This is a genomic window from Xanthomonas sontii (assembly GCF_040529055.1).
Classification (GTDB): domain Bacteria; phylum Pseudomonadota; class Gammaproteobacteria; order Xanthomonadales; family Xanthomonadaceae; genus Xanthomonas_A; species Xanthomonas_A sontii.
This window is the reverse complement of the sequence record NZ_CP132342.1, coordinates 4,073,288-4,092,178: the sequence shown is the minus strand read 5'-3', so window position 1 is coordinate 4,092,178 and position 18,891 is coordinate 4,073,288. Positions and strand designations below refer to the sequence as shown.

The 18,891-nt window shown below is 70.3% G+C and carries 13 protein-coding genes; 12 read left to right on the top strand and 1 reads right to left on the bottom strand.

Going from position 1 to position 18,891, the window contains the following annotated elements; translation table 11 throughout:
- Window position 1 precedes the first annotated feature (1 nt).
- The 7 genes from truA to RAB70_RS17135 all read left to right on the top strand — a co-directional run bounded on the left by truA (window position 2) and on the right by RAB70_RS17135 (window position 11,666).
- Window positions 2-775 carry a tRNA pseudouridine(38-40) synthase TruA gene (gene truA, locus RAB70_RS17165; RefSeq protein ID WP_017911049.1) on the top strand — a complete coding sequence of 258 codons (774 nt, stop codon included), beginning with the start codon at window positions 2-4 and terminating at the stop codon, window positions 773-775.
- Window positions 772-1,434, top strand: coding sequence for a phosphoribosylanthranilate isomerase (locus tag RAB70_RS17160; protein WP_010342993.1), 663 nt, complete (start codon window positions 772-774; stop codon window positions 1,432-1,434). Before truA ends, RAB70_RS17160 begins: the two co-directional genes overlap by 4 nt.
- A 233-nt stretch (window positions 1,435-1,667) precedes the next feature.
- Window positions 1,668-2,348, top strand: a complete 681-nt coding sequence (locus tag RAB70_RS17155; RefSeq protein WP_148829985.1) for a DUF1449 family protein — start codon at window positions 1,668-1,670, stop codon at window positions 2,346-2,348.
- Window positions 2,345-4,345 carry a flotillin family protein gene (locus tag RAB70_RS17150; protein ID WP_026143208.1) on the top strand — a complete coding sequence of 667 codons (2,001 nt, stop codon included), beginning with the start codon at window positions 2,345-2,347 and terminating at the stop codon, window positions 4,343-4,345. Before RAB70_RS17155 ends, RAB70_RS17150 begins: the two co-directional genes overlap by 4 nt.
- A gap of 122 nt (window positions 4,346-4,467) precedes the next feature.
- Window positions 4,468-9,816 carry a DNA repair ATPase gene (locus RAB70_RS17145; protein ID WP_148829986.1) on the top strand — a complete coding sequence of 1,783 codons (5,349 nt, stop codon included), beginning with the start codon at window positions 4,468-4,470 and terminating at the stop codon, window positions 9,814-9,816.
- Window positions 9,813-10,526 carry a hypothetical protein gene (locus RAB70_RS17140; RefSeq protein WP_225851725.1) on the top strand — a complete coding sequence of 238 codons (714 nt, stop codon included), beginning with the start codon at window positions 9,813-9,815 and terminating at the stop codon, window positions 10,524-10,526. Before RAB70_RS17145 ends, RAB70_RS17140 begins: the two co-directional genes overlap by 4 nt.
- Window positions 10,527-10,568: 42 nt before the next feature.
- Complete coding sequence (locus tag RAB70_RS17135; protein ID WP_225851726.1) at window positions 10,569-11,666, top strand: toxic anion resistance protein; 1,098 nt, start codon at window positions 10,569-10,571, stop codon at window positions 11,664-11,666.
- 163 nt (window positions 11,667-11,829) lie between these two features.
- Here the strand turns inward: RAB70_RS17135 and RAB70_RS17130 are convergent, their stop codons facing one another.
- Entirely contained in the window at window positions 11,830-12,732 is a 903-nt protein-coding gene (locus RAB70_RS17130; RefSeq protein WP_148829988.1) for a LysR family transcriptional regulator, read from the bottom strand.
- A gap of 97 nt (window positions 12,733-12,829) precedes the next feature.
- On the opposite strand from RAB70_RS17130, the gene trpB reads away from it, so the two are divergent.
- From trpB to RAB70_RS17105, 5 genes are all read left to right on the top strand, one after another.
- A complete protein-coding gene (gene trpB, locus RAB70_RS17125) occupies window positions 12,830-14,047 on the top strand; it encodes a tryptophan synthase subunit beta (protein ID WP_148829989.1) in 1,218 nt (405 codons plus the stop codon).
- Window positions 14,048-14,192: 145 nt separating this feature from the next.
- Window positions 14,193-14,996, top strand: coding sequence for a tryptophan synthase subunit alpha (gene trpA, locus RAB70_RS17120; RefSeq protein WP_148828916.1), 804 nt, complete (start codon window positions 14,193-14,195; stop codon window positions 14,994-14,996).
- A gap of 339 nt (window positions 14,997-15,335) precedes the next feature.
- On the top strand, window positions 15,336-16,223 hold the full coding sequence (gene accD, locus RAB70_RS17115; RefSeq protein WP_148828917.1) for an acetyl-CoA carboxylase, carboxyltransferase subunit beta: 888 nt from the start codon (window positions 15,336-15,338) through the stop codon (window positions 16,221-16,223).
- A 127-nt stretch (window positions 16,224-16,350) separates the two neighbouring features.
- Window positions 16,351-17,694 (top strand): phosphoglucosamine mutase, encoded by a 1,344-nt coding sequence (gene glmM / locus RAB70_RS17110; RefSeq protein ID WP_148828918.1) that lies wholly within the window; start codon window positions 16,351-16,353, stop codon window positions 17,692-17,694.
- A gap of 117 nt (window positions 17,695-17,811) precedes the next feature.
- The gene (locus RAB70_RS17105; RefSeq protein ID WP_148828919.1) at window positions 17,812-18,750 is read left to right on the top strand and encodes an isopenicillin N synthase family oxygenase; all 939 of its coding nucleotides are present in this window, start codon (window positions 17,812-17,814) and stop codon (window positions 18,748-18,750) included.
- The last annotated feature ends 141 nt before the right edge of the window (window positions 18,751-18,891 follow it).

Here is an 18,891-nt window from a genome sequence, read left to right as displayed (position 1 = left end):
CATGCGCTACGCGCTAGGCGTGGAGTACGACGGCAGCGAGTTCCAGGGCTGGCAGCAGCTCGGCGAGAGTGGCGGCCCCAGCGTGCAGGCCACGCTGCAGGCGGCGCTGTCGTCGGTGGCCGACGCCCCGGTGAGCGTGGTCTGCGCCGGCCGCACCGATGCCGGCGTGCACGGCGAGTGCCAGGTGGTGCATTTCGATTGCGATGCGCCGCGCCCGGCGCGCGGCTGGATGCTGGGCGCCACCGCGCGGCTGCCGCCCTCGGTGTGCGTGCGCTGGTGCGTGCCGGTGGCCGACGACTTCCACGCGCGCTTCTCCGCCCGCGCACGCCGCTACCGCTACCGCCTGCTCAACCGCCAGGTGCGCCCGGCGCTGTACCGGCAGACCCTGAGCTGGGAGCGGCGGCCGCTGCAGGCCGACGCCATGCACGCGGCGGCGCAGGCGCTGCTGGGCGAGCAGGACTTCAGTGCCTTCCGCAGCGTGCAGTGCCAGGCCCTGCACGCGCGCCGCGAGCTGCAGTCGATCGCGGTGACCCGCAGCGGCGAGCTGGTCGAGATCCAGGTCCAGGCCAATGCATTCCTTCATCACATGGTGCGCAATATCGTTGGTTCCCTTGTCATGGTGGGAACGGGCGAAAAGCCGGTGTCCTGGATTGGCGAACTGCTCGCGGGACGCGACCGCCGCGTCGCTGGTCCGACGGCACCGCCGCAGGGCCTGGTGTTCGTCGGTCCCCTCTATCCCGCCCACTGGACGCTTCCGGACGAGGTCACGCTATGAATCGCACGCTGTATCGCACCCGCATCAAGTTCTGCGGCATGACCCGCGCCGGCGACATCCGCCTGGCAGGCGAGTTGGGCGTGGATTCGATCGGGTTCGTGTTCGCCCATGGCAGCCCGCGGCGGGTGGCGCCGGCCGAGGCGCGGGCCATGCGCCAGGCCGCCGCGCCGATGGTGGACGTGGTGGCGCTGTTCCGCGACAACCCCAAGGACGAGGTGCGCGAGGTGCTGCGCACGGTGCGTCCGACCCTGCTGCAGTTCCATGGCGACGAGGACGACGGCTTCTGTCGCAGCTTCAACCTGCCGTACCTGAAGGCGGTGCCGATGGGCGGCGGCGAGGTGAATGCGCGCACCCTGCAGCTGCAGTATCCGAACGCGGCCGGCTTCCTGTTCGACAGCCATGCGCCCGGCGAAAGCGGCGGTTCGGGCAAGACCTTCGACTGGTCGCGGCTGCCGACCGGCCTGCACCGGCCGTTCCTGCTCGCCGGCGGCATCAACGGCGACAACGTGTTCGACGCGATCATCGGCACCCTGCCGTGGGGCGTGGACGTGTCCAGCGGCATCGAGAGCCAGCCCGGGATCAAGGACGGCCACAAGATGCGCAAGTTCGTCGAGGAAGTGCGCCGCGCCGACTGCCACGAGTTGAACACCAACTGCTGAGCGCTGCCGGCTGGCACGCGCCGCCGGGAGCAGCCCGCTGCCGGGTCCGGGCCGGCGCCGGCCGCCGCAGGTGCCGCCGCTTCGGCCCGCGCTGCGGGCCAACCGCCGCGACTTTCACGTATCATCCGGCTCTAGAACCTGCCGGCGGTCCGCCGCGCGCCGTGCGCGCAGGCCGGCGGGATGACGCGAGCCCATGATGGGACGCGCCGTCACGGCACAGCAAGGATGAGGGGATGGCCGAGTTCCTGAACGTCGCACTGGGATTTCCGACGTTGCCGTACAGCATCCTGTTGGCATTTTCCGCGCTCTACTGGGCGCTGGCCGCCTTCGGCATCGGCGACCATGCCGCGCCGGACGGACATCTGCATGTCGACGGCGCCGACCATGGCCTGCACGGCGTGTCCGCCGTCTTCGCGCGGCTGGGCCTGGGCGGTGCGCCAGTGATGCTGGTGGTGGCGCTGCTGTCGTTCTGGGGCTGGCTCGGCACCTATTTCGTCCATCTTTTCCTGCTGCAGTCCCTGCCGGCCGGCCTGCGCTGGGGCATCGGCAGCGGCGTGGCGCTGTTGGCCCTGTTGCCTGCGCTGCCGCTGACCTCCTGGATGCTGCGGCCGCTGCGCCGGCTGTTGCTGCGGCTGCGGCCGGTGGCGCAGACGTCGTTGCTCGGCAAGGTCGGCGTCGTCGCCTCGCCGCGTGCCGACGCGGACTCCGGCTACGCCACCGTCGACGATGGCGGCGCCGGCCTGGTCCTGCAGGTGCGTGCCCAGGCCGGCCAGGTCTACCCGCGCGGCGAGCGCGTGGTGCTGGTCGAGTACGTGCAGGCGCACAACCACTATCTGATCGCCCGCGAGCAGGATCTGCCGGGTTTGCCGTTTCCACATAGCCTGATTGCGGGCGATAAGGAGATCCACCGATGAGTTTTGCGACGATGGCGCCGTTTCTGATCGGCGTCGGCATCCTGCTGGTGCTGCTGCTGGGGCTGGCCGGCCTGTTCCGCGCGTTCTACCGCAAGGTGGATCAGGGCGTAGCGCTGATCGTCAACGACATGAGCGCCACGCCCAAGGTGCACTTCACCGGCGCGTTGATCGTGCCGGTGCTGTACCGCGCCGAGCTGATGCGGATCAGCCTGATCACCCTTCAGGTCGACCGCCGCGGCAAGGAAGGGCTGATCTGCCGCGACAACATGCGCGCCGACATCGCCGTGGCGTTCTACCTGCGGGTCAACGAGACCCAGGCCGACGTGCTGCGCGTGGCCAAGGCGATCGGCGCCGACCGCGCCTCGGACAAGGACGCGGTCGACGAACTGTTCAACGCCAAGTTCTCCGAGGCGCTCAAGACGGTGGGCAAGAAGTTCGAGTTCACCGAGCTGTTCGAGAAGCGCCAGGAGTTCCGCGACGAGATCATCGCGGTGATCGGCAACGACCTCAACGGCTACGTGCTCGAGGACGTGGCGATCGACTACCTGGAGCAGACGCCCAAGGCGCTGCTGGATCCGCACAACATCCTCGACGCCGAGGGCATCCGCAAGATCACCGAGCTCACCGGCACCCAGAACGTGGTCACCAACGAGCTGGAGCAGAACGCGAAGCTGGCGATCACCAAGAAGAACGTGGAGGCGCGCGAGGCGATGCTGGCGCTGGAGCGGCAGCAGGCCGAGGCCGAGGCGCGGCAGAAGCGCGAGGTCGACACGATCCGCGCGCGCGAGCAGGCCGAGACGCTGAAGGTGCAGGAGGAGCAGCGCCAGTTGGCGGAGAACGCGCGCATCGAGGCGCAGCAGCTGATCGACATCCGCGAGCAGAACCGCCTGCGCGAGGTCGAAGTGGCCGAACAGAATCGCCAGCGCGCGGTGGCCATCGAGGTCGAGCGGGTCGCGCGTGCGCGCCAGCTGGAGCAGGTCACCACCGATCGCGAGGTGCAGCTGCAGGGCGTGGAGCGCGACAAGGTGGTCGAGAACGGCAAGATGGACGTGGCCAACATCACCCGCGAGCGCATCGCCATCGACAAGACCGTGGCGCAGGAAGAGGAGCGGATCAAGGAAGTGCGCCAGGTCGCCGAGGCCGACCGGCTCAAGCAGGTCACGATCCTGGAAGCGGAGGCCAAGGCGCAGGAATTGCTGGTGCGCCAGGTCAAGGACGCGCAGGCGCGCGAGACCGCGGCCAAGCACCGCGCGGTCGAACTGACCACCCTGGCGCAGGCCGAACACGAGGCCGCCGGCAAGCAGGCCGAAGCCAAGAAGCTGCTCGCCGACGGCATCCGCGCCGAGAAGGCCGCGCCCGGTCTGGCCGACGCGCAGGTCAAGGAAGCCTCGGCACTGGCGATCGAGAAGGTCGGTATCGCCGAGGCGCGGGTGATCGAGGCCAAGGCCGATGCCAGCCTCAAGCAGGGCAGCAACGAGGCGCGCGTGCTGGCCGAGACGCTGCAGGCCAAGGCGCAGGGCGAAGAGCAGATGGGCAAGGCCAAGGCCAGCGCCGCCGAGTCGATCGGCATGGCCGAGGCGGTGGTGGTGGAGAAGCGCCTGTTGGCCGAGGCCGACGGCCTGACCCGCAAGTTCGAGGCGATCGGCGCGCTCAGCGACAGCGCGCGCGGCCACGAGGAATTCCGGATGCTGCTCGACAACAGCCTCAAGCAGGCGCTGGCGTCGATCGAGGCCGGCAAGGAAGTGTCCAAGGAGAACGCCGAGGTCATCGCCAGCGCCCTGCGCAATGCCGACATCGACCTGGTCGGCGGCGACGGCGGCATGTTCGACAACCTCATCAAGGCGGTCTCGCTCGGCAAGTCGATCGAAGGCCTGGCCGACAAGAGCCCGATCGTGCAGGACCTGATGCAGCGCTATCTCGGCGTGCAGCGCGGCGCGGCGGCGCCGTCGCGGCTGGCGCCGGACGCGGCTGGCCAACTGCCCGTCGCCGAGCCTTGAGCGCGGCACTGGACTGACTGCGCAGGCGGCGCGCGGCCGGCGACGGTGGCGCGTCGCCGCAACCCGTGGCGGGCGCGCGGCGCGATGCGCCGATCCCCCGCAAGCCGGCAGGAGCCGCGACGATGGCAACACCCCCCCAATCCCAGACCGATCCCCAGCCCGAGGGCGAGGCGCCCAGCCAGGTCGACCAGGCGGTCGCCCAGGGCGGCGCCTACGACGTGCTGCGCAAGCGCTTGGTCGAGCAGGGTGCGCGGCTGCAGGACGCGGTCGAGGCGCTCAACCGGCAGCGCCTGCAGGAGTTCGGCGACAGCCGTCTCGAGGTGGACGGCCGCTTCCGCATCCGCACCGAGCACAATTGCGTCGGCCGCGACATCGTGCAGGTCGGGCCGGACCTACTGCTGTTCGGCTACAACGTGTTCCTCGGGCTCAAGAACCAGACCCGCGTGCAGGACGTGTTCGGGCTCTACCGGCTGGTCGAGGGCGCCGACGGCTACGACGTCAGCCCGATCGACCTGGCCGGCAGCTTCCTCGGCCAGGCCGGCTTCGTGCACGACTTCGGCGAGCTGTACGCCTACTACAAGCACGCGCGGCTGCTGCAACTGATCGTCATCGGCGGCAAGCTGCTGGCGGCGTTCCAGATCGGCGAGCGCAGCAGCGACGTGCGCGTATTCCGCTGGGCGCAGGACAGCGACGGCGCGCTCACCTACATCGATGCGCGCGGCGAACGCGACATCGCGCTGCCGCCGCCGTTCGACTTCGAATGGACCCGCGCCACCCGCGAGATGGCGGTGAACGGGCGCCATTCGCATCTGAACATCCTCGATACCCTGTTCGTGGAGACCATCGGCGGCGATCTGACCATCAAGGTCGAGAACAACACCGAGACCGGGCAGGGCATCTACAGCGAGCCGGTGGAGGATAAGACCCAGTCGCTGGACGATGCGCAGTTCGATTTCGCGCGGGTCGGCAGCCTGGTCCTGCTCAAGGTGCTGCCGTATCGCGAGACGCAGTGGCGCGGGCTGATCTACAACACGCTCAGCGGCCGCATCGTGCGCAACGACGCCATCGTGCAGGCCTGCGTGCAGCTGCCCGAGGACCACGGCATCATTTTTCCCGGCGGCTATTACCTGCAGAACGGCGATCACAAGGCGTTCGACGCGGCGATGGACGGGATGCAGTTCAAGCGCGCGATCCGCTCGCCCAACGGCGAGGACGTGCTGTACATCTTCTACGAGCGCGAGGGCGGCAAGTCCGCGCTGTTCGTCTACAACACCATCCGCCGCGCGCTGCAGAACCCGGTGTTCGGCCATGGCTATGCGTTGCTGCAGGACGGGCGCATGGTGCTGTTCCATGCCGAGGGCAGCGAGCCGACCCGGATCCATCCGATGCAGGTCTGGCAGACTCCCTTCAGCAGCGACGAGTTCGCCGCCAGGCGCCCGCCGAGCAACACCTTCCTCGGCCGCATCGGCAATGCCGAACTGGTGCGCGGCATCTCCAGCCTGTTCGGGCTGGCGCGCGCGATCGACCGCGACGAGGTCTCGGTGCAGCGCTACCAGTTGCTGGTGGAGGACGCGCGGCGCCTGTTCGACGCGCACCATTGGCTGGAGGACGCGCACTGCGGCGACCTGGCCGGCGTGCTGCGCGGCATCAGCGCCACCGGCGAGGCGGTGCTGGACGAATACGAAAAGGTGCTGTCGATCCGCCAGCAGTCCGACCAGGCGATGGCCGAGGCCACGGCCGCGCACAAGGCGCTGCTGGCGCGGTTGCAGCCGGAGAACTGGAACAGCATCCAGGAGTTCGTCGAACCGCTCAACGCCATCGCCGCGCAGCGCGGTCATCTGCTGACCATCCGCGAGTACCGCTACATCGACACCGATGCGATCGATGCGATGGGCGCGACGCTGCAGCAGGCCCACGACACGGTCGGCGCCGCCACCGGGCGTTTCCTCGGCAGCGAAAGCGCGCTGGCGCCGTTGCACGCGCGCCTGGCCGAGCTGGACGCGGCGGCGCAGGCGGCGGCGACCGCGCGCGCGCTGTCCGAGCAGGTGCAGGCGATGCAGGCGATGTCGGCCGACCTGGACCTGCTGTCGGAACTGATGGCCGGGCTCAAGGTCGACGACGCCACCGAGCGCACCCGCGTGGTCGAGGCCCTGTCCGAAGTCTATGCGCGGCTCAACCAGGCGCGCGCGCGTGCCGAGCAGCGCCGCAAGAGCCTGGGTTCGGCCGAGACCGTGGCCCAGTTCGGCGCGCAGTTCGCGCTGTTCGGCCAGGCGATCACCAGCGCGCTGGCGCTGTCCACCGATCCCGAGCGCGCCGACGAGCAACTGTCGCGGCTGATGGTGCAACTGGAGGAACTGGAGAGCCAGTTCGGCGAGCACGAGCAGTTCCTCGGCGACATCCTCAGCAAGCGCGAGGAACTGGTCGAGGCGTTCGAGACGCACAAGCAGGCCTTGCTCGACGACCGCCAGCGCAAGGCGCGCTCCTTGCTGGACGCGGCCTCGCGCATCCTCGACGGCCTGCCGCGGCGCACCGAGCGCTTCGCCAATGCCGACGAACTCAACGCCTTCTTCGCCGGCGACCCGCTGATTCTCAAGCTGCGCGAGCTGGCCGAGCGGCTGCGCGGCTACCGCGACAGCGTCAAGGCCGACGACGTCGAGGCGCGGCTGAAGGGCGTGCGCGACCAGGCGGTGCGTGCGCTGCGCGACCGCAGCGAGCTGTTCGAGGCCGGCGGCAACGTGGTGCGGCTGGGTCCGCGGCACCGCTTCAGCGTCAACACGCAAGCATTGGACCTGACCCTGCTGCCGCGCGAGGACGGACTGGCGCTGCATCTGACCGGCACCGACTACCTGGAGCCGCTGCAGGACGCCGCACTGGACGCCACCCGCGCCTACTGGCAGGTGACGCTGGATTCGGAATCGCCCACGCTTTACCGCGGCGAATACCTGGCCGGGCGCATGCTGGAAGCGGCGCTGGCGGGCGAGGAGGGGCTGAGCCTGGATGCGCTGGCGCAACTGGCGGCCACACCTGACGCGCTGGCGCGCAGCGTGCGCGACTTCGCCGCGCCGCGCTACCGCGAGGGCTACGAGCGCGGCATCCACGACCACGACGCCACGCGCATCCTGCAGGCGCTGCTGCCCTTGCAGCAGGCCGCGGGCACGCTGATGCACGCCCCGGCCGCGCGCGCGCTGGCGCTGGCGTTCTGGGCCGAACGCCAGCGCGAGGAGGAGGTGGCCGCGTGGGTCGCGCGCCAGGCCGGCGTCGATGCGATCGCGCGCCTGTTCGGCGCGCGCGACGGCCGCGACGCGCTGCAGGCCGAGATGGCGCAGGCCATGCAGCGCTTCGCCGAGGACGCGGGGCTTGCGTTCGATGCCGCCCAGGCGCGGGCGGCCGCCGCCTACCTGGCGGCCGAACTGGCGCAGGGCGAACCGACTTTCCCGTTCAGCCGGCATGCGCGGGAACTGCTCGATGCGCTGCATGCGCGGCTGGCCGAGGCCGGGCTGCGCGAGCAGTTCGAGCAAGGCCTGGAACGCGTGCGCGGCAAGCTCGGCGCCGCCTGGACGCAGGCCAGCCAGTGGGTGCAGGGCCTGTGCCACGATCCGCGCTTCGCGGTCCACGCCGGCTACGCGCCCGAGGCGGTGGCGATCGCGCTGCTGGCGCCGCGGCTGCGCAGCCGCGCCAGCGAGGTGGCGTTGATGGCCACGGTGGAGGGCCTGCTCGGCGAACATCCGCGTATCGAAGGCGGGCGCCTGCGCCTGGCCATCGACGATTTCCTGGCGCGCCTGCGCCACCACGAGCAGGTGTTCGTGCCCGGCTTCCGCCAGTACCAGGCACTGCGCCAGCAGGTCATCGCCCGCGAGCGCGAGCAGTTGCGCCTGTCCGAGTTCAAGCCGCGGCCGCTGTCCTCGTTCGTGCGCAACAAGCTGATCAATGAGGTCTACCTGGGCGTGATCGGCGACAACCTGGCCAAGCAGATGGGCACGGTCGGCGAGAACAAGCGCAGCGACCTGATGGGCATGCTGATGCTGATCTCGCCGCCCGGCTACGGCAAGACCACGCTGATGGAGTACGTCGCCAGCCGGCTCGGCCTGGTCTTCATGAAGATCAATGGTCCCGCGCTGGGCCACGCGGTGCGCTCGCTGGATCCGGCGCAGGCGCCGGACGCCACCGCGCGACAGGAATTGCTCAAGCTCAATCTCGCGCTGGAGATGGGCAACAACACCATGCTTTACGTCGACGACATCCAGCACACGCACCCGGAATTCCTGCAGAAGTTCATCTCGCTGTGCGACGGCACGCGCCGCATCGAGGGCGTGTGGAAGGGGCGCACGCGCACCTACGACATGCGCGGCAAGAAGTTCTGCGTGGTGATGGCCGGCAATCCGTACACCGAGTCCGGCGAAGTGTTCAAGATTCCGGACATGCTCGCCAACCGCGCCGACATCTACAACCTGGGCGACGTGCTCGGCGGCATGGAGGAGGCGTTCCTGCTCAGCTACATCGAGAACGCGCTCACCTCCAATCCGGTGCTCGCGCCGCTGGCCACGCGCGAGCTGGCGGACCTGTACCTGCTGGTGGATCGCGCGCGCGGCAAGGAGATCTCCAGCAACGCGCTCAGCCATGCCTACAGCGGCGCGGAGATCAACGAGATCGTGGCCACGCTGCAGCGCCTGCTGCGCGTGCGCGAGGTGGTGTACAAGGTCAACCAGCAGTACATCGCCAGCGCTGCGCAGGACGACCGCTACCGCACCGAGCCGCCGTTCCGGCTGCAGGGCAGCTACCGCAACATGAACAAGCTGGCGGAGAAGGTCTCGCCGGTGATGAACGAGGCCGAGTTGCAGCAGCTGATCTCCGACCACTACCTGGGCGAGGCGCAACTGCTGACCAGCGGCGCCGAGGAGAACCTGCTCAAGCTGGCCGAGTTGCGCGGCGCGATGGGCGCCGAGGAACAGGCGCGCTGGGACCAGATCAAGCGCGACTTCCTGCGCAACAAGGCGATGGGCGCCGACGAGGCCGATGTCGGCGGGCGCATGGTGGCGCAGCTGGCGGACATCGCAGGCGGCCTGCAGGGGCTGCGTGCCGAGCCGAGTCCGGAACCGGCACGCTGGGAGCAACTTCTTGCGCTGCTGCGGCAGGTGCTGGCCGAACGCGAGCGCGAAGCGCCGCCCGCCACGCCTGTGACCACGCCGGCCGCGCCTGCGCCGACGGACGCATCGGTCACGCCCGCGCTGCAGCCCTTGCTGGACGCACTCGCGCGCTCGCACGAGGGCCAGGCGCAGGCCGGGCAGGCGCTGACCGCGCTGGCAGAGGCGCTGAGCGCGTCGTGGCGCGAGCCGTCCGCGCCGGAAGCGGAGCCGCGCGTGCGGCGGCCGCGCACGCTGGCCGAACGCCAGCTCGACGAAGCGCTGGCGCGGCATTTCTATGGCGACGCGGGCGCCGCGCGCAGCGACGATCCCGAACCCGGCCCGGCGTGAGCGCGCGCGCCGCTCCTGCGCTGCCCGAGCCGCCGGTGTCGCCGCCCGCGGCGAACGACGCGCAGGTCGCGTCCGGCTACGCGGCGCCGCTGCTGGAGGCGGTCGCAAAGGCGCTGGCCGCGCGCGCCGCCGCGCCGGACGCCGGCGCGGCACTGGTGCAGGAGCTGGAGCGCATCCAGCACGCACTGCAGGCGCGCGATCCGCGGCGGATCCGCCGCGACAGCAGCCTGCTCGGCCGTCTGCTCGGCCGCGACCTGGAGCGCCAGGCCGAGGCCGAGACCCTGCAGGCGCAACTGGGCGTGGTCCTGTTGCGCGCCGATGCGCATGCCCAGGCGCTGCGGCACGCGGGCCAGGCATATGCCGAAAGCGCCGGCGTCGCCGAGGCCGGCGTGGCCGCGCTCGAGCGCTGGATCGCCGCGGCGCCGACGCCCGACCCGGCGTTGGCGCAGGCCTGGAACCAGCGACTCGACCACTTGCGCCGCCTCGCCGCCGCCTGGCGCCTGGAAGCGGCGCAATGGCGGTTGCTGCAACAGCAGGTCGAGGACCTGCTGCAACGCTACAGGAACATCCGCGACGTGCTGCTGCCGGCCTGGCGCCAGGCCGCCGTCACGCCGCAGGCAGCGCAGGGCAGGGACCACGTGGCCCGCGCCGCACAGGCGCAGCAACACATCCTGGCCGAACTGCAGGCCATGCGGGCTAGACTGCGCTGAGCCTGCGCCGCCGCCGCGAATCGCTATCGAAGGAGAACCATGATGACCCAGGAACACCCGCTGACGCCGCAGAGCCTGCCGCTGCAACCCGACGAAGCCGAGCTCAAGGCGCTCGGCCTGGTGCCGGACGATCGTGCGCAGATCGCGGCGCTGGCGCAGGGCCTGCGCGAACTCACGCCCGGCAGCCTGCACCTGTTCGGCACCGAGGTCGCCGCGCAGACCGCCGCGTTCTCCAGCCAGTTGCTGGACCAGGTCCGCAACCGCGACCTGGAGGCCAGCGGCGACAAGCTCGGCGAAGTGGTGCGGATCGCGCGCGCGCTCAAGCTCGACCAGCTCGGCGAGCGCTCGCGGGTGCCGCTGATCGGCGGCCTGATCGATCGCCTGCGCGCGTCCAAGGACGAACTGGTGCAGAAGTTCAGCGATACCAACCGGCAGATCGAACAACTGCTGCGCGACGTCGGCACGCAGCAGGCCAACCTCGGCCAGCGCGTGGGCGAATTCGACCGCATGCACCAGATGGTGCAGGCCGAGCGCCGCGAACTGGGCCTGCACGTCGCTGCCGGCAAGCTGCGCCTGGCCGAACTGCAGCAACAGCACCTGGCGCTGGCGGGCCAGGACGATCCGCAGGCGCGCGGCCAGCGCGCCGAGATCGACACCGCCCTGCGCCTGCTCGACAAGCGCGTCGGCGACCTGCAGGTGATGCAGCACGCGGCCGAGCAGGCGCTGCCGATGATCCGGCTGATCCAGGCCAACGCGCTGCAACTGATCGAGAAGTTCAACACCGTCCGCGACATCACCATCCCGTCGTGGAAGCGCCAGTTCGCGATCCAGCTGTCGCTGCACGAGCAGCAGAACGCGGCGGCGCTGTCCAACGCCATCGACGATGCCACCAACGACATCATGCGCCGCAACGCCGACCTGCTGCGGCAGGCCTCGGTGGACACGGCGCGCGCCAACCAACGCGCGGTGATCGACATGGACACGCTGCGCCACGTGCACGAGCAACTGATCGCCACGGTGGAGGAGGTGCGCGAGATCCACCGCGACGGTATGCAGCAGCGGCGCGCGGCCGAGGTCGAGCTGAGCCGGCTGCGCGACGACCTGCAGCGGCGCCTGGCCGCGCCGGCGCAGCCGGGCTGACGCGCGCGCCCGCCGATGGGCGCTCGACGCCCCACGCACCCATGTAGAGCGGCTTCAGCCGCGACAGACACCTCCACTCCCGCGCACGCCAGGCGTCGCGGCCAAGCGTCCTGTACAGCGCGGTTGCGCCGCGAATTGCCAGCGAACAGGCCAGGCAATACGCCTAGCCGAGATCCTCCCGCAACTCGCCGGCCAACCACCCGGCCAACGCCTCCACCCGTGGATCCTGCTGCTCCCGCCGCGCGCACAGCGCCCACTGCCCGCCGGTGTCGACGAAGCCCCACGGCGCCAGCAGGCGGCCATTGGCCAGGTCGTCGGCGACCAGCGGCTGCGGCGCGATCGCCACGCCGATCCCGGCCAGCGCCGCCTCCAGCAGGTAGTACAGGTGCTCGAAGCCGGTGCCGTAGCGCAACTGTGCCGGCGCCAGGCCTTGCGCCTCGGCCCAGGCCGGCCAGGCCTGCGGGCGCGACACCGTATGCAGCAGCGGCAGTCCCTGCAGTGCCGCCGGCGCGGCCGCGGTCAGGGCCGGTGCCTGCGGCAGGGCCGGGCTGAGTACCGGGCCGATCCGCTCCGGCGCCAGCACGCGCACCTGCCAGTCCGCCGGCCATGGCGCCTGGCCCAGCAGCAGCGCCGCATCCAGGCCGTCCAGATCGGCGGCGAAGTCGCCCTCGTGCGCGGACAGGTGCAGGGTCAGCGCCGGCAGGTCGCGCTGCAGCGCCTGCAGCCGCGGAATCATCCAGCGGGCGAGGATGCTGCCGGGGCAGCCCAGCACCAGCGCGGCCGGGCGCGATGGGCGGCGCAACTCCGCCACCGCGTCCTGCAACTGCGCGAAGGCGCTGCCGGCCGCCTCGCACAGGTGCGTGCCGGCGGCGGTCGGGCGGATGCCGCGGCCGTCGCGCTGCAGCAGCGGCAACCCCAGTTCCTGCTCCAGCAGCCGCACCTGACGGCTGACCGCGCCATGGGTGACATGCAGTTCCGCCGCCGCGGCGCCGACGCTGCGCAGCCGCGCGGCGGCCTCGAACGCACGCAGGGCGTTGAGCGAGGGCAGGCGGCGCGTGCTGGTCATGTGAGTTTTCCTGACGGATTGCGTCAGACTTTATCGGTTTTTCTGTGGGAACGTGTGCGCTAAAGTGCAGGCCTGTCCTGTTGCCCCCGGTTGCGCCATGTCCTCTGTCCCCGTCAGCGACTTCCACGCCTATCCCGACGCCGCCGGCCATTTCGGCCGCTACGGCGGCCGTTTCGTCGCCGAGACCCTGATCGGCCCGCTGCAGGAACTGGCCGCCGCCTACGACGCCGCGCGCCAGGATCCGGCCTTCATCGCCGCCTACGACAAGGACCTGACCCATTACGTCGGCCGGCCCAGCCCGATCTACCACGCCGAGCGGCTCAGCCGCGAAGTGGGCGGCGCGCAGATCCTGCTCAAGCGCGAGGACCTGAACCACACCGGCGCGCACAAGATCAACAACACCATCGGCCAGGCGCTGCTGGCCAGCCGCATGGGCAAGACCCGCATCATCGCCGAGACCGGCGCCGGCCAGCACGGCGTGGCCAGCGCCACGGTGGCCGCGCGGCTGGGGCTGGAGTGCGTGGTGTACATGGGCGCCACCGACATCGAGCGGCAGAAGATCAACGTCTACCGGATGAAGCTGCTCGGCGCCACGGTGGTGCCGGTGCATTCCGGCTCGGCCACGCTCAAGGACGCGCTCAACGAGGCGATGCGCGATTGGGTGACCAACGTGCAGGACACTTTCTACATCATCGGCACCGTCGCCGGCCCCGATCCGTATCCGCGCATGGTGCGCGACTTCAACGCCATCGTCGGCCGCGAGGCGCGCGCGCAGATGCTGGCCGACTACGGCCGCCTGCCGGATGCGATCAGCGCCTGCGTCGGCGGCGGCAGCAACGCCATCGGCCTGTTCCATGCCTTCCTCAACGACGCCTCGGTGAAGATCTACGGCGCCGAAGCCGCCGGCGACGGCATCGGCAGCGGCCGCCACGCCGCCTCGATCGCCGCCGGCCGCCCCGGCGTGCTGCACGGCAACCGCACCTACGTGATCTGCGACGACGACGGGCAGATCGTCGAGACCCACTCCGTGTCCGCCGGCCTGGACTACCCGGGCGTGGGCCCGGAGCACGCGTTCCTGGCCGACAGCGGCCGCGCCATCTACCAGGGCATCACCGACGACGAAGCGCTGGCCGCGTTCCACCTGCTGGCGCATACCGAAGGCATCCTCGCCGCGCTGGAGTCGAGCCACGCCGTTGCACAATCGATCAAGCTGGCGCGCGAATTGCCCAAGGACGCGCTGGTGCTGTGCAACCTGTCCGGCCGCGGCGACAAGGATGTGCACACCATCGCCGCGCGCGAGGGGCTGACGCTGTAACGCTTTGCCCTTCTCCTTCGGGAGAAGGTGGCGCGGAGCGCCGGATGCGGGTGCGGGCGCAGCCACGTACTCACATTCCGCACCGCTTCGCCTCTTCCCCTCACTCCAACCCCTCTCCCGGTGGGAGAGGGCGCATAGGTCCCCCATGAACCGCCTCGCCGACACCTTTGCCCGACTCGATGCCCAAGGCCGCAAGGCCCTGATCCCCTTCCTCACCGCCGGCGATCCGTCGCTGGAGGCGACCGTGCCGGCGATGCACGCGCTGGTCGAGGCCGGTGCCGACGTGATCGAACTGGGCGTGCCGTTCTCCGATCCGATGGCCGACGGCCCGACCATCCAGCGCAGCTCCGAGCGCGCGCTGGCGCGCGGCGCAGGCCTGCGCTACGTGCTGGAGACGGTCAGCGCGTTCCGCCGCGACGACGCCACCACGCCGGTGGTGCTGATGGGCTACCTCAACCCGGTGGAGATCCACGGCACCGCGCGCTTCGCCGAGGAAGCGGTGGCGGCCGGCGTGGACGGTGTGCTGCTGGTCGACCTGCCGCCGGAGGAGTCGGCCGAGACCCTGACGGTCTTCGCCGACGCCGGCCTGGACCTGATCGTGCTGGCCTCGCCGACCACCAGCGATGCGCGCATCGCGTTGTTGTGCGATGCGGCGCGCGGCTATCTGTACTACGTCAGCTTCGCCGGCGTGACCGGCGCCGACCGGCTGGATACCCGCGCCGCCGGCGATCGCCTGCGCCAGTTGCGCGCGCGCTGCCCGGTGCCGGTGGTGGCCGGCTTCGGCATCAAGGACGCCGCCAGCGCCAAGGCCATGGCGGTCGATGCCGACGGCGTGGTGGTCGGCAGCGCGCTGGTCGCGGCGCTGGCCGAGGCCGGCAGCCCGCAGGCCGCGCGCGAGGCGGCCCTGGCGTTCCTGGTGCCGCTGCGGCAGGCGCTGGACGCGGGCTGAGCCACGCCCGGTGTGTGTGCGAACGCCCGCCTTGCGCGGGCGTTCGCGTTTTGCCGCAATGCCGCAAATGTGGTGCGTGCGGATCATACGGTACATGCATCGTTGGTCGGACCGCACGCGCCGTCGCTGGCCCCCGCTTGCGTGTCGACGATGCGGGATGGCGGCGACGCTACCGCACGTCCCGCGTTGCGCGGCCGCAGCAGGCGTCCTGGCGGCAGCCGCGCCGCTACCGGCCGGCCTGGCCGCTCCATGCGCCACCGTCTGCAGGCCAGCGGGGGACCGAGTTAGACTGTCGCCCCTCTGCGGCTCTCGCGGCCGCCCAATGGATCGTCACATCGCATGAGTTGGCTCAGCAAATTGATGCCTTCGGGCATCCGCACCGACAGCACGCCCAGCAAGAAGCGCAGCGTTCCCGAAGGCTTGTGGGAGAAATGTCCCAACTGCAGCGCCGTGCTGTACCGGCCGGAACTGGAGGAGAACCTGGAGGTGTGCCCGAAGTGCGGCCACCACATGGCGATCCGCGCGCGCGCGCGCCTGGCCGCGCTGTTCGACGCCGACACCGCGCCGACCGAGATCGGTGCGCGCCTGGGTCCGACCGACGCGCTCAAGTTCAAGGACCAGAAGAAGTACGGCGAGCGCATCAAGGCCTCACAGAAGAGCACCGGCGAATACGACGCGCTGGTGGCGATGCAGGGCCTGCTCAAGGGCCAGCCGCTGGTCGCGGCTTCGTTCGATTTCGCCTTCATGGGCGGCTCGATGGGCTCGGTGGTCGGCGAGCGCTTCGCCCTGGCCGCGGAGACCGCGCTGAAGATCGGCGCACCGTTCGTGTGCTTCTCCGCCAGCGGCGGCGCACGCATGCAGGAAGGCCTGTTCTCGCTGATGCAGATGGCCAAGACCTCGGCCGCGCTCGGCCGCCTGCGCGAGGCCGGCCTGCCGTACGTGTCGGTGCTGACCCATCCCACCACCGGCGGCGTCTCGGCCAGCTTCGCCATGCTCGGCGACATCAACATCGCCGAGCCGTACGCGCTGATCGGCTTCGCCGGCCCGCGCGTGATCGAGCAGACCGTGCGCGAGACCCTGCCGGAAGGCTTCCAGCGTTCGGAGTTCCTGCTCGAGCACGGCGCCATCGACCAGATCTGCGACCGCCGCGAACTGCGCGATCGTCTCTCCGAACTGCTGGCGCTGATGATGCGGCAGCCGGCCCCGGCGAAGACGGAGGTGATATGAGCATTTCCGATCTACAGCTGCGCTTATTAAGCCGAATCCGACATTTCACGTCGGCGCGTCTTTGCCATTCCTTCCAGAAGCCGGCCATTTGTCGAGAGCTTGCTCACAGCTTACTGGTGTGTGCTGCATGAGCGCCCGTAAGTACTTTGGTACCGACGGTATTCGTGGCCGGGTCGGACAGGGTGTGATTTCCGCCGATTTCGTGATGCGTCTCGGTAATGCGCTGGGGCGTGTGCTGGCGCATAACGGTTCTGCACATCCCACCGTGGTGATCGGCAAGGACACGCGCATCTCCGGCTACATGTTCGAGTCGGCGCTGGAGGCCGGGCTGGTCGCGGCAGGCGCCAACGTGCAGTTGCTCGGGCCGATGCCGACTCCGGCGGTGGCGTTCCTCACGCGCACTCTCGGTGCCGACGCCGGCATCGTAATCAGCGCCTCGCACAATCCGCACTACGACAACGGCATCAAGTTCTTCTCCGCCCACGGCGAGAAGCTCGACGACGCCACCGAGCAGGCGATCGAGGCCGCGCTGGACGCGCCGTTCGCCACGGTCGAGTCCGAGCGGCTGGGCAAGGCGATGCGCGCGCGCGAGGCGATCGGTCGCTACATCGAGTTCTGCAAGGCGAGCGTGCCGCGCGGCTTCGACCTGCGCGGGCTGAAACTGGTGCTGGACTGTGCGCACGGCGCGACCTACCACATCGCGCCGCTGCTGTTCCGCGAACTGGGCGCGGAGGTGATCGCGATCGGCGCCGCGCCGGACGGGCTCAACATCAACGCCGGCGTCGGCTCGATGCACATCGACAACCTCGCCGCCAACGTGCGCGAGCATGGCGCGCACCTGGGCATCGCCTTCGACGGCGACGGCGACCGCGTGCTGATGGCCGACGACCAGGGCAACCCGGTCGACGGCGACGGTCTGCTGTACGTGCTGGCCTGCGGCTGGCAGGCCAGCGGCCGCCTGCACGGCCCGGTGGTCGGCACGCTGATGACCAACTATGGCCTGGAACGGGCGCTCGCCGCGTTGCAGGTGCCGTTCCTGCGCGCCAAGGTCGGCGACCGCTACGTGCACCAGGCACTGGTGGAACAGGGCGGGGTGCTCGGCGGCGAGGCCTCCGGGCACATGCTGTGCCTGGATCGCGCCACCACCGGCGATGCCATCGTCAGCGCGCTACAGGTGCTGGAAGTGCTCAAGCGCTCGCGGCAGACCCTGCGCCAGGCCTTGGCCGGGCTGCAGAAGGTGCCGCAGCAGACGGTCAACGTGCGCCTGCAGCCGGGCGTGCGCCCGCTCGAGGCCGATACCGTGAAGGCTGCGCTGGCCGCGGCGCAGGCGGCGGTGCAGGGGCGCGGGCGCGCCTTCCTGCGCGCCTCCGGCACCGAACCGGTGGTGCGGGTCACGGTCGAGGCCGACGATGCCGCGCTGATGCGACAGACCCTCGACGCGCTGGCCGAGGCGGTCCGTGACGCGGCGTGAGTCGATCGCCATTGCCATCTTCGTGATCGTCGCCAAGGCGGTCACGTTCTACCTGCTGTATCGCCTGCTGCGCTGAGCGCGGCGTTTGCTTCCTCTCACGAGATGACGGTTCCTGCCATGACTGCGCGCATTCCCACCCTCGACATCACCCGTTTCGATACCGACCGCGAGGCCTTCGTCGCCGAGCTGGGCGCGGCCTACCGCGAGTGGGGCTTCGCCGGCATCCGCAACCACGGCATCGCGCAGGCGCAGATCGACGCGGCCTACGACGTGTTCAAGGCGTTCTTCGCCCTGCCCGAGGAGACCAAGCGCACCTACCACCTGCCCGGCAGCGGCGGCGCGCGCGGCTACACCGCCTTCGGCGTGGAGACCGCCAAGGACTCCAAGCACTTCGACCTGAAGGAGTTCTGGCACATCGGTCGCGAGATTTCCGACGACTCGCCGTACCGCGCGGTGATGCCGCCGAACCTGTGGCCGAGCGAAGTGCCCGGCTTCCGCGCCCACGGCTACGGCCTGTACCAGGCGCTGGATGCGCTCGGCGCGCGCGTGCTGTCGGCGCTGGCCCTGCATATCGGCCTGCCCGAGCACTACTTCGTCGACAAGACCGATTCGGGCAATTCGATCCTGCGCCCGATCCACTACCCGCCGATCACCGCCGACGACATCCCCAACGTGCGCGCCGGCGCCCACGAGGACATCAACCTGATCACCCTGCTGGTCGGCGCCAGCGCCGCCGGCCTGGAAGTGAAGTCCAAGCAGGGCGAATGGGTGCCGTTCACCTCCGACGCCGACACCATCGTGGTCAACATCGGCGACATGCTGCAGCGCCTCACCAACCACGTGTACCCCTCGACCACCCATCGCGTGGTCAACCCCCCGGGCGAGCAGGCGCGCCAGCCGCGCTACTCGGTGCCGTTCTTCCTGCACCCGAACCCGGACTTCGTGATCGACGTGCTGCCGTCCTGCGTCAGCGCCGACAACCCCAGCCGCTATCCCGAGCCGATCACCGCGCAGGGCTACCTGGAAGAGCGCTTGCGCGAGATCAAGCTGAAGTAAGTGGCGCCCGCAACGCTGCGTGCCGCCGCCGGGACGCCCGGCGGCCGGGACCGGCCTCAAGCCGGGTCCATTCACTGCCGATATCGCTTGCAGGTCGCCCTCGACGCGCCGTCCGGGAGGTCCGGGCGCTGCCAGCCGGGC